Consider the following 12,004-nt stretch of genomic DNA (forward strand, 5'->3'; position numbering starts at 1 on the left):
CTTTCGTCTGGGTAGCTAGTTGGGATAACAGGGCTTCAGGTATAACTTGAAGTAACTCATTTACAGTTACCTTATGATCTTTAAAAACTGACATATAAGACTGATTATCAATATTAAAGATACAAAAAACAAAGAATAAAAACAAGTTATTTGTCTGATAACCAGTAGGTTATTCATATATTTCCTTCGGTATTATAATTAAGAAAAAAGTCTTTATAACAAAAAAGTCGGAAGAATAATCTTCCGACCATGACTGGCTTTAAGCCGGTTTTTTGTTTATAATTATTTTCAATAATTATCTCGTACCATTCACTAAAAAGGCATGAATTACACCAGGTATCCAACCAATAATGGTTAAAACAATACTGATAAGTAAAGTAGTGCCCACACCGTGTTTCATATACACTGCAAGAGGTGGTAAAAGAATATTCAGAATGATTGTTAAAATAGACATCGTTTAATTTTTTGGTTAGTTATTAATTTTCAACTAATGTAATGCTATGTGATTAAGTTATTGAAACAATTAGTTTTAGTTTAACTCACTTTAACTTAAGCTTTAAATTTACGATACTTAGCCATCATAAACATATAAATACCATAACACACCAATCCGGCTGCCACCGCTCCTAATAAGTATTGACCATAGGAAGAGTCCTGAAGAAAGGAAAAAGCATCGGTAGTACTTTTAATTTCCGAAGTATTGGATTCTATAGCTGCCCTTATAAAAAAGTAACCTAAAATAAAGAAAATCACCCCACGTGCAATAAGCCCCATTAAACCGGTATTTTTAATGGTTTTCCTTCTTTTTTCTTCTGAAATTGACTTGTAATCAAATTTGGAAAGAAAGCTTTTCGTATAAGCTTTTTTAATCTGGTTGATTCCGGCTCCAATAACTGCAATCCCGATAGCTGCAAATATAAAGACTCCAACCTGGCCGGTCATAAAACCAGGACTTTGGCTGCCACTTCCGGAACTTCCTCCGGCATTTATTACTTTCATAAATGCAGAAACGGCCAAAGCCAGATAAATCAAAGCACTTACCCCAAAGGCCGCTCTCTTCACTTTTCCTTTTTTATCGCTGCCGATATTTTCAGGATCTTGAAATACCTGTATGGCCCTCCATATAACATAGCATAAAAGACCAATACCCATTACGATTAATATCGCGTTTCCAAAAGATTGTTTTTCCAGAAATTCTAGAGCCTGAAATTTTCCGGCTTTTTGTCCGCCCATATTAAAAGCGGCTAAGAAAGTAAGTATACCTGTTATAGCATAAACCGATCCTTTTGCCACATATCCCGTACGTGCAATTTTCTTTAATTTTGAGTTCATTTAGATTGTTTTTTTAGTTGGTAATTCTAAATGTACTCTAATAAAAAATGTTGTTCCAAATTTTTAGCACAAGTTTACCTCCTTATGCTTCAAAATGTTATAAAGCGTTAAACCATTTCGAAAATTACAAGGGCATATAGATAAAAACGAACAAATCGTAGCAAGCCAAACATTAAGTAACTGCTAAATGGAAAGTTAATAATCCCTGCAGCAATACTTGTGATAGAAAAAGGAATAGGCAATAAAGCTCCCACGATAATTAAAAATCCACCCCATTTTCGGGTATTTTTAATATGCTGTGCTAATTTTAATTCCATAGCCTCGTGAACGCTTGGTATTTTAGTAATACCCCGGCCGATATAATAAGAAACAATTCCTCCAACATAAGAAGCCACTGCTAAAAAAGATAAATATAAAATGGGGCTAACAGATTTGCCTGCCCAGGCGATAAACAATTCAGGCGGAATTAATCCTAATAGTGATTCGCTGGCAAAAAAGATGCTTAGGATGACGATAGGTGAGTAGGTTTGGGTTACCATCACCAAAGTATCTTCTATATCAATGACAAAACGATCTAAAGCAAATAAAGCACCAACAAATAATATAATGGGTAAAATAGCTTTTTTGATACTTTTCCAAACAAAACTATAAAAACCGGTATACTTGTAGTATTGGTGCATTAAGCGCAGTCTTGATTTTTTCCTAGACTTCGCATCTTTCTTCATCAGCTATCTTTTAAGAAATTGATCTGGTTAATACAGATGTAAACAGGCAAAGAAGTTTTTTAATTCTCTTCAGCGTATTCTGTAAATGCCTGTATATAGTCGCGCAACTCAATCTCATTTACCCTATTGGTATGATCTTCCATCAAAGATAAAAGGTAAGCAAGGCTTTCCTGCCCGGTTACTTCATCTTCCACGCGAACTTCCTGATTTTCCTCATCATCTTCGATAGGATCGTCTTCAGGAATGGCAATGTTAAATGACTGATACTCTTCTACATGCTCGAAAGTTAATCGAATCACTTTGGCAAGTAGTGGCTGTCCTTCTTCAACCACATAATTTCTAAGTTCTTTTAAGTCGTCGATCAGCGTATTGGTAATAATTCCGTTTCGCATCAAATCTCGCTGAATCTTATTAAGCAGCTTCTGAGCTTTTATGTTTTCTAAAGGTTTCAAATTATCAGTGTATTTATTTGTAGTAGTAAGAAATCAAGTTTTTGCAAAAATACTTTTTTATGCTAGTTCTGAAACTATTTAACACCAAAATTAATAAAGGTTTTAGATTTAAAATTAACAATTAATTACCAATTATAATTTTAAACGCCATAGCTTCTTTATTAGCTTTAATTCTAAAGCAAATTTCAAATAAAAAATCAAGAAATTAGTTATGAATAATTTAAAAGGAAAAGTGGCATTTATTACTGGCGGGAGTAAAGGTATTGGCTATGGAGTTGCAGAAGCACTGTTAAACCAGGGCTTTAAGGTAGCAATTACCAGCCGTTCTTTGGAAGCCGCCCGTGAAGCTGCAAAAGAATTAGAAAGTAAAGGAGAAATTATTGGTTTAGAAGCTGATGTTAGAGATTATGAAAGTCAGCAAAAAGCAGTACAGTCTGCCGTAGATAAATTCGGGAAAATAGATCTTTTAGTGGCTAATGCCGGAGTAGGAAAATTTAATTCTATAGAAGATATGACTCCCGAAGAATGGAATGCTACGATCGAAACCAACCTTACCGGGGTATTCTATAGCGTGAAATCTACTTTAAGCGAATTAGTAAAAACCGAAGGTTATATCGTTACGATTTCAAGTCTGGCAGGAACCAATTACTTTGCTGGTGGTGCAGCATATAACGCCAGTAAATTTGGTTTAACCGGTTTTTCTCAGGCAGTAATGTTAGATTTAAGACAAAAAGGGATAAAAGTGAGTACGATTATGCCTGGATCTGTGGCCACGCATTTTAACGGACACACGCCAAGTGATGAAGACGCCTGGAAAATACAGAAAGAAGATATTGGCGAACTGGTAGTGAATTTAATGAAAATGAATCCCCGAACTTTACCAAGTAAAATAGAGGTAAGACCATCTCAACCACCAAAAAAATAATCGTCAGATTTAAATTTTGTAAAAAAAGCTGCTTTTTACGGCAGCTTTTTTTACTGCTAATATTATCGTAATATTGCAATTAATAATTTTTAGGGCAACTCTAAGAGGTAGGAATAGAAAGATTTTTTCACAATATTAAAGTATCACTAAGAGCTCGATCGTGATATCATATCTTTTGGTGTTAATAAAAACAGGCTATGGGAGTTACAAAATCAGAAATTTTTAGTGAAAGTCAGAATCAAATTGCCACGATTGCCAAAGTCTTGGGGCATCCGGCTAGAATTGCTATACTGCAGCAAATCATCAAATCCAAAAGCTGTATTTGCGGGGATCTGGTGATGGAGATTGGCCTGGCCCAGCCCACTATTTCACAGCACCTTCGGGAATTAAAAAATATTGGTATTATCAAAGGAGATATTGAAGGAACTCGTGTTTGTTATTGCATAAACGAAAAAAAATGGGGTGAAATTCGTGATGTACTTGTTAGCTTTTTTCAGCAGGATATCATCGGAAAGGAGTGTTGTTAGATGATTTATGATGTTGTTATTGTTGGTGGAGGTCAAAGTGCACTTGCCTGCGCCTATTATTTAAGACGAACTTCGCTGGACTATATCATTTTAGATGCTAATAAAAATTGTGGTGGTTCCTGGGGACAAAACTGGGAGCATTTAGACTTGTTCTCTGCGGCTCAGCATAGTTCTTTACCGGGTTGGCTAATGCCAAAGACCAAAAACGAATATCCTACTAAAGAAGAAACAATAGCGTATTTATGCCAATATGAAAAGCGTTACGATTTACCGATAAAAAGAGGTGTTAAAATCACTAATATTGAAAAAGAAAACGGAGTATACCTTCTGAAAAGTACCAAGGAAAACTTCAAATCTAAAGTTATCATTGCAGCTACCGGTAAACAATCCAAACCACTAATTCCTGAAGTCACCGGAATAAAAAAATTTAAGGGAAAACAACTCCATTCTTCGAAGTATCGTAAAGCAGAAGATTTTATCAATAAAAAAGTTTTGGTCGTAGGTGAGGGGAATAGCGGAGCTCAGATACTGGCACAACTTTCAAAAGAGACTGAAACGAAATGGGCGGTTAAAAATACTCCCGAATTTTTACCTGATGATGTAGATGGTAAAGATTTATTTGACCAGGCTTCAGCAAAATATAAATCCAAAAAGGAGGGCAAAGAGTTTAAACCACAAAACTACAACATCGGTAGTATTGTTATGGTTCCACAGGTGAAAGAGGCAAGAGATCGCGGAGTTTATAAAGATTTCAAAAATATTGAAAAGCTTACCGAAACTGGCGTACAATGGCAAAATGGAGAAAGGGAAGATTTTGATATCATATTATGGTGTACAGGTTTTGGCTATGCTACAGATTATCTGAAAAATATTACTGAAATTCAGCAAAACGGAAAAATAGCTACGAAAGGCACAGCAGCTTTATATGGCGATGGCTTGTGGCTTGTAGGTTTTGGACAATGGACGGGGTTCGCCTCGGCAACTTTAATTGGGGTTGGCCGCTCGGCCAGAAAAACAGTGACCGAAATTAAAGCATATCTGGAGGTTTCTAAATAGTTTTACCCTGTAGTAAAGCGCAACATCTTCAACAACATTTAAATTCTTAACAAGAATAGTCAGGCAGCGTTAAATGTGCGCTAAATCTAAAACACAATTTTGGGTTAAAGTATAGTTGTGCTTATATTCAGCATGAACAAAAAAAATTATTATGAAAATTGAAGGAAAAACAGTGATCATTACCGGAGCTTCCAGTGGAATAGGGGAAGCTACTGCAAAAAAATTAGCAAAAGAAGGTGCTAATGTGGTGATTTCAGCCAGAAGGGAAGATCGATTAAAATCATTAAAAGAAGCGATCGAAAAAGAGGGTGGTAAAGCACTGGTGGTAACTGCAGATGTTACTAAAAAAGAAGATTTTGAAAAAATAGTAAGTGAAACCAAAAGTAAATTCGGGAGTATTGATGCGCTTGTCAATAATGCAGGACTAATGCCGCTTTCTTACGTTAAGAATTTACATACCGATGAGTGGAATACCATGGTAGATGTAAATATTAAAGGCGTATTAAACGGTGTAGCCGCTGTTTTACCGACGATGAAAAACCAAAAATCCGGACATATTATAAATATTTCATCTTCTGCCGGAAATAAAATATATCCCGGTGGTGCTGTTTATTGTGCAACAAAAGCAGCAGTAAAAATGTTTACGGAAGGCCTAAGAATGGAATTAGCACCAAACTTCGGTATTAAAGCAACTTCTATTGAACCTGGCGCTGTGGATACCGAATTAACTGATACCATTACCGATGAAGAAATTAAAAAAGATTTTGTTTCCAGTTTACAGGAATTAACGCCTTTAGAATCGGAAGATATCGCTGAAGCTATTTATTACGCACTTTCACAACCGGGCAGGGCTAATATCAATGAAGTGTATGTGATGCCAACGCAGCAGCAACAATAACGATAGTAAAAGACCTCACAAGCCCAAGAGGTCTCAACTTACTTTTTATATTGAAGTAAGTTTTTGAATATTTAATCTCGATTATAGAGAAAAACAAAAAGGCTCCGATAATATATCGGAGCCTTTTTTATGTTGATATCAGATTATTTTAAACTTCTACCAGCATTTTACCGGTATTTTTTCCCTCAAAAATTTCGATAAAAGCTTTTGGTACATTTTCAAATCCTTCTCGCCTGGTTTCATCAAACTTCAGCTTGTCATCTGCCAACCAGCTTCCTAATTGTTTAATGGCTTCCTGAAATTCATCAGCATGATCCCTTACAATGAATCCCTGCATTAATGCACGTTTTTTTACCATAATACCTTCTAAACGCATTCCTTTTGGAACTTCCTCTTTATTGTATATAGAAATGGCTCCGCAATTAATGATTCTGGCAAAATCATTAATGTTTTGCATCGCTGCATCTAAGATTTCTCCTCCAACATTATCAAAATAAACATCTACACCATCGGGACAATGTTCTTTAATAGCTTTAGCCATATCTCCAGTGGTTTTGTAATTGATACCCGCATCAAAACCAAAATCAGATTTTATATGGTCTATTTTTTCATCGGTGCCCGCGATTCCCACCACGCGGCAACCTTTAATTTTTCCAATCTGTCCCACAACACTGCCAACGGCACCTGCCGCTCCAGAAACCAGTAAAGTTTCCCCTTCTTTTAATTTCCCAATATTTTTTAAGGCCAGGTAAGCCGTTAAACCGGTAAGTCCAAGAATACCTAGATAGGCCGAAAGTGGCACTTTTTTGTTCGTAATTTTATTTAAATCTTCGCCGGTATGTTTCTGAAATTGTTTCCATTGTAGCATACCGCTTACATGATCTCCTTCCTGAAATTCATCATTTTTAGATTCCACTATTTTAGCAACCACCATAGAAGACAATGGCTCGTTTAACTTAAATGGCGTTATGTATGAATCTTCATCGCGCATTCTACCCCTTAGATAAGGATCTACAGAGATATATTTAGATTCTAATAAAATTTCACCGTCTTCAAGTGATGGTTTTTCCTCTTTTTTAAACTCAAAATTTTTCTCCTCCGGTTTGCCGGAAGGACGTTCTTTTAATGTGATAACCTTATTCATAATATCAATTTTTTTTGAAATTAAAGCAATCTCAAACGACCACCAAAAACCAAGTCATAATTTATCCTTAATGCTTAACTGCAACGAAGATTGAAGAAACCCAGTATTGAAAACATGCAGGCTTTAGTTTCTATTTAACATTTAGAAAAGTTAATTTGGTAACTTTGTATTTTTACAAACTAATCACCTAAAACAGGCGCATTGATAAAACAACTTTCTGAGTTATTGGATTCCATTTTAAAGTTTTTACGCAGCACAGATTTTACTAAAGCTTTAATCTTAACGATTAGTATTGGATCTGCAATCGGAATTTTTAATGCCCTTGGATTATCGAAAATAGGGGTACCATTAGCCGTGGGATGTTTGCTTACGGCACCAAGTGATACTATTGGCACATTAAAGCATAAAATTGTAGGGGTTATTAGCGCAGCTTTTTTGGCGGGGTTAACTTCACTTATAATAGGATACGCTTCCAGCAATATTTATTTTACGATACCAGTAGTAGGAATTACGGTTTTTGCGATTTCCTACCTTGCAGTATACGGGTTTAGAGCCTCAATGGTTGCCTTTGCCGGACTAATGGCGGTTGTGCTTAGTTTTGCCAATGTAGATACCTCAATGCCGCTTTGGCAACATTCCCTGTTAATTTCGGCTGGAGGTCTGTGGTATTTATCACTAAGTTTATTATGGCATTTTATAAATCCCAAACATGAAACCGAACAACTACTGGCACAGTGTCTAGCACTTACTGGGGAGTATTTACAGGTACGTTCTCAGCTGATTCTTAATATTGAAAAAAGACATGATTTACAACAAGAACTTTTTGATCTGCAAAACGAACTTAACCAAAAACATGAGAGTTTACGGGAGGTCTTAATAAGTTCAAGAAAACTATCAGGAACTTCTAATTATGCACGCAAGCGTTTATTGGTTTTTATAGAACTTGTAGACATTCTTGAATTGGGAATGGCAAATCCAGTGAATTACAAGCGAATGGATTTTCTGTTTAAAGAGGATAGGGAATTTTTAAAGATTTTTAGTGATGTTACTCATTACCTGGGACTTCAGCTTATAGCGGTATCAAAATCTATTGAAAGTAAAAAAGCAGTGCCTGAAAATAAAATTTCCGAATATATTGAAAAATCTCGCTTGGCCGTAAAGCGCTATCGCGATCAAATTGATCTTACCCAAAAAAGAGAGCATGTTTTAATGTTACATAACCTCTTTGATTATCAGGAAAGGCAATCCCATAAGATTAATACTATTTTTGGAGTGGTTAATGATCTTAAGCAGGGAAATGCCATTTTTATGAAGCATAAAGAAGTGGTTAAGTTTATAACACCGCAAGAATACTCCTTTAAAACCCTACAGGAAAATTTCAATTTCGGTTCTCCTATTTTTAGACATGCTTTACGACTGGCCATGGTGGTTTTAGTAGGCTTTTCTATAGGTGCATTCTTTTCTATACAAAATGCGTACTGGATACTATTGACCATTGTAGTGATTATGCGACCCAATTACGGACTCACAAAATCACGTACCAAAGAACGGATTATTGGAACCTTGATAGGCGGAGTGATTGCAATTATCATTGTTTTTATTACTCAAAATACGTATATATACGGTGCTTTAGGTTTATTATCTTTAACTATGGCATTCTCACTCATTCAAAGAAATTACAGGACTGCTGCAGTTTTTATTACCTTGAGTATCATTTTTATCTACGCACTGCTAAAACCAGATGTCATTAAGGTGATAGAATTTAGGATCATAGACACTTTTGTGGGAGCTGCATTAGCAGGTTTGGGGAATCTTTTTTTATGGCCGGCCTGGGAAGCTGAAAATATTAAGAATGTTATCGCGACCAGTATTGCTGCCAATCGTGATTATTTTTTGGAAATCGATAGGTTTTATCATAAAAAAGGGGAGCTGCCTACAAGTTATAAGCTCTCGAGAAAAAAAGCTTTTCTCGAGATGGGAAATCTTAGTGCAGCTTTTCAACGGATGACACAGGAACCTAAATCCAAACAAAAAGATCTTGGCTTAATTTATCGCTTGGTAAGTTTAAATCAAACCTTCTTATCTGCCTTGGCATCGATGGGAACGTATATACGAAACCATAATACAACAGAGGCTTCTAAAGATTTTGAAGTATTCGTAAAGCAGATCTTGCATAGTTTAAATAATGCAGAACAAGGTCTAATTGCTCAGGCCGAGCAAAAGAAAACCAATGTAGAATTGCTGAAAGAAGCAAAATCGCGGTTGGATGAGAAATATGAAGAATTAGTGAAAATTAGAAACCAGGAAATTGCTGACGGGAAAGCACTTGCAGATCATGATATGCGTCTTCAACTTCAGGAGGCACAATTAATTACTAATCAATTACAGTGGTTACTGGATATTTCTAAAAACATCAGAAAAACGGTTTTTAAAACCACTTCAATCTAAACAATGAGTAAACGAGCCCTTAAAAAATACCTGAAAGAACTTGATAAAGAAGACCTGGAAGAGCAAATTATCGATCTATACGAACGCTTAGATGAAGTAAAAGTATTCTATAATTTTGTTTTTAATCCTAATGAAAGAAAACTTATTGAAAACGCGAAGGTGAAGATCAGTAAGGAATATTTTCCCGAAAATAGGAGAAAGCGCCCCAAAGCCAGACGTTCTGTAGCGCAAAAGTTTATTAAACATTTTAAAAAACTAGGTGTAGACCCTATAAAGACGGCAGATTTGATGTTGTATAATATCGAAATTGCCCAGACCTTTTCCGAAGATCGTTCCAATATCAAAGAGGCCTTCTACAAATCGATGTATAAATCTTATGAAGAAGCGGTGAAATATATTTTACAAAATGGGATCATAAATGAGTTTGAAGACCGGATAGTAAAAATAGCCTTACAATCTGAAAGTCAGGATTGGCCAAATTCATATTTATTTTTAAAATTATCTTCTCAATTCGACTAACTTTAAAAACTAAATACTACTTTTAGCTTTATCGATTTAGTATGAGGCTATTCATCATTTTTTTGTTTTTAAGTTTTGCTATTCCCGCTAAGGCCCAATTAGGGTTTTGCGGAGGAAGTAAAGGAGATCCTATATTTCAGTTTGATTTTTCCAATTCAGGAGCTTCATTTCAGCAATACACCACTTATAATTTGGTAGCGCAAAGTCCGCAGGACGGTTCTTATACCGTCTCTTCAAATTTAGATATACAAAGCGATTCCTGGCATAACTATTTTCCGCAAACAACGGTATCTAATGGAAATGCGATGATTGTAAATGCCAGCTACGAAGCAGGATTGTTTTTTGAAATCGACATTCCGAATTTATGTGAGAATACGACCTACGAATTTTCTGCATTCTTAATGAATGTGTACGATCGCGCCAGCAATATTTGTGAAAACGGAGGTATACCTATTAATGTACGATTTGAAATTTGGGATGAAACCAATACAGAACTAATTAATAGCGGTGATACAGGAAACATTCCTTCAACTACCAGTCCGCAATGGGATCTATATGGCCTGACTTTTCAAACAGAACCCGGACAGGAAAAGGTGATCCTTAAGATTTATAATAATGGAGAAGGGGGATGTGGGAATGATTTGGCTATAGATGATATTATCTTTAGGTCTTGTGGAGATTTAACAATTATTGAAAGTCCGGATACCGAAACTACAGCAATTGGACTTTGTGAAGAAAACTCTCCCGGCAACTATACCTTAACCGCAACTCCCGATAACTCGGTGTACCAGGATCATTTTTACCAGTGGCAATCACGCTTAGAAGGTGAAGAATTTGCAGATATTCCAGGAGCAACAAATCGCCTATACAGCGCTTCCAATATAACCAAGACGACATACTACCGGGTAAAAGTAGCTGAAGATCCGGTAAATTTGTCTAATGTGTACTGTAGCTCGGCTTCAGAGGAATTTAGTATTCTGTTTATAGAAAGTCCTACAGCACCGGTCTCTGCTGGTGATGTAGACTGGTGCGATAATCTGGGGGCGGCCACATTATCGGTTCGCGCAACCGGCGAACAGCAAATCGCATGGTATGATGCCGAAACAGGTGGAAATAGAATAGCGGAAGGAACCTCATTTCAATCCGAAAGGGAAGGTACTTATTATGCGGAAGCTTTTTATGAAGACTATGATTGCGAAGTGAGTCAACGTACGGCAGTAAGGTTAACGATTAACGAGTCTCCGGTTGTAGCAGATGAAATGTTGCAAATTTGTCCCGAGGGCACTTTAATTTTAGAGGCTAAACTTCCTAATCTTGCCTACAATTGGAGTACTGGCGAAACAACCGCTCAGATAGTTATTGATGCCCCTGGAATTTATAGTGTTGAAGTGATTACTCCTGAATCCTGTTCCAGTACCAAAACTTTTGAAGTACGCCTGGTTGATGATGCCCAGATCGCCGAAGTAACTTCAGATGATCGGTCGGTTAGGATCATTCCGCAAAATGAAGGGGAATTTGAATATAGTCTAGACGGGATCAATTACCAGCGATCCAATATATTTCAAAATATTGATGGAGGCATTTATACAGCATTTATGCGGGATTTAGCTAATTGTAAAATTGTAAATTTAGAATTTCCTCATATTGTAATACCAAAAGTGATCACTCCAAATGGGGACGGCTATAATGATAATTTTAATTTAAATGGCGTTGACTATTTTTCGGCCTCTGTAATTGCTATTTTTGATAGGTACGGAACCTTAATCACTACGGGCAGTGGTGCAGGGTTTAAATGGGATGGAAGTTTTAACGGCCAGCAATTACCAGAAGGTGAATACTGGTACAGGATTAGAATAGCCGAATTTAAAGAAATAAAAGGCCATTTTTCTTTACTTAGATAACATATATTATCGTCTTTTCTAAAATTTATTTTAATCCTTTGTTTTCTAATGATTACTGAAATGGGATGTATTTATAC

The 12,004-nt window shown here is 36.2% G+C and carries 12 protein-coding genes; 7 read left to right on the top strand and 5 right to left on the bottom strand.

Translation table 11 applies throughout. The features are described from left to right. Positions 1 to 295: 295 nt before the first annotated feature. The 4 genes from AC13DP_RS00885 to AC13DP_RS00900 all read right to left on the bottom strand — a co-directional run bounded on the left by AC13DP_RS00885 (position 296) and on the right by AC13DP_RS00900 (position 2,509). On the bottom strand, positions 296 to 454 hold the full coding sequence (locus AC13DP_RS00885) for a YqaE/Pmp3 family membrane protein (protein ID WP_083759765.1): 159 nt from the start codon (positions 452 to 454) through the stop codon (positions 296 to 298). 95 nt (positions 455 to 549) lie between these two features. Further along, positions 550 to 1,332 carry a DUF1206 domain-containing protein gene (locus tag AC13DP_RS00890; RefSeq protein WP_013072032.1) on the bottom strand — a complete coding sequence of 261 codons (783 nt, stop codon included), beginning with the start codon at positions 1,330 to 1,332 and terminating at the stop codon, positions 550 to 552. Positions 1,333 to 1,439: 107 nt separating this feature from the next. Then, complete coding sequence (locus AC13DP_RS00895) at positions 1,440 to 2,057, bottom strand: YqaA family protein (protein WP_041578895.1); 618 nt, start codon at positions 2,055 to 2,057, stop codon at positions 1,440 to 1,442. Between the two features lie 59 nt (positions 2,058 to 2,116). Then, on the bottom strand, positions 2,117 to 2,509 hold the full coding sequence (locus AC13DP_RS00900) for a hypothetical protein (protein ID WP_013072034.1): 393 nt from the start codon (positions 2,507 to 2,509) through the stop codon (positions 2,117 to 2,119). 211 nt (positions 2,510 to 2,720) lie between these two features. Here AC13DP_RS00900 and AC13DP_RS00905 point away from each other — a divergent pair, with 211 nt between their 5' ends. The 4 genes from AC13DP_RS00905 (at position 2,721) to AC13DP_RS00920 (ending at position 5,915) form a co-directional block, all read left to right on the top strand. Further along, entirely contained in the window at positions 2,721 to 3,434 is a 714-nt protein-coding gene (locus AC13DP_RS00905) for an SDR family oxidoreductase (RefSeq protein WP_347407371.1), read from the top strand. Positions 3,435 to 3,631: 197 nt separating this feature from the next. After that, positions 3,632 to 3,961: an ArsR/SmtB family transcription factor gene (locus AC13DP_RS00910; RefSeq protein WP_272958708.1), complete on the top strand. Its 330-nt coding sequence runs from the start codon at positions 3,632 to 3,634 to the stop codon at positions 3,959 to 3,961. Beyond that, the gene (locus AC13DP_RS00915; protein ID WP_347407370.1) at positions 3,962 to 5,017 is read left to right on the top strand and encodes an ArsO family NAD(P)H-dependent flavin-containing monooxygenase; all 1,056 of its coding nucleotides are present in this window, start codon (positions 3,962 to 3,964) and stop codon (positions 5,015 to 5,017) included. It abuts the gene before it with no gap. A gap of 151 nt (positions 5,018 to 5,168) precedes the next feature. Beyond that, positions 5,169 to 5,915: an SDR family oxidoreductase gene (locus AC13DP_RS00920; protein ID WP_272958709.1), complete on the top strand. Its 747-nt coding sequence runs from the start codon at positions 5,169 to 5,171 to the stop codon at positions 5,913 to 5,915. Between the two features lie 148 nt (positions 5,916 to 6,063). On the opposite strand, the gene AC13DP_RS00925 is transcribed toward AC13DP_RS00920, so the two are convergent. Beyond that, entirely contained in the window at positions 6,064 to 7,059 is a 996-nt protein-coding gene (locus AC13DP_RS00925) for an NADP-dependent oxidoreductase (protein WP_347407369.1), read from the bottom strand. Positions 7,060 to 7,260: 201 nt separating this feature from the next. Here AC13DP_RS00925 and AC13DP_RS00930 point away from each other — a divergent pair, with 201 nt between their 5' ends. Genes AC13DP_RS00930 through AC13DP_RS00940 form a run of 3 tightly spaced genes read left to right on the top strand, consistent with a single transcriptional unit; the run spans position 7,261 to position 11,927 of the window. After that, on the top strand, positions 7,261 to 9,507 hold the full coding sequence (locus tag AC13DP_RS00930) for an FUSC family protein (protein ID WP_483067153.1): 2,247 nt from the start codon (positions 7,261 to 7,263) through the stop codon (positions 9,505 to 9,507). A 3-nt stretch (positions 9,508 to 9,510) separates the two neighbouring features. Further along, positions 9,511 to 10,026 (top strand): DUF6155 family protein, encoded by a 516-nt coding sequence (locus AC13DP_RS00935; protein ID WP_272958711.1) that lies wholly within the window; start codon positions 9,511 to 9,513, stop codon positions 10,024 to 10,026. Between the two features lie 41 nt (positions 10,027 to 10,067). Next, complete coding sequence (locus AC13DP_RS00940; RefSeq protein WP_483067154.1) at positions 10,068 to 11,927, top strand: T9SS type B sorting domain-containing protein; 1,860 nt, start codon at positions 10,068 to 10,070, stop codon at positions 11,925 to 11,927. Positions 11,928 to 12,004: the final 77 nt, after the last annotated feature.

This window comes from Zunongwangia sp. L-65, from assembly GCF_056859415.1.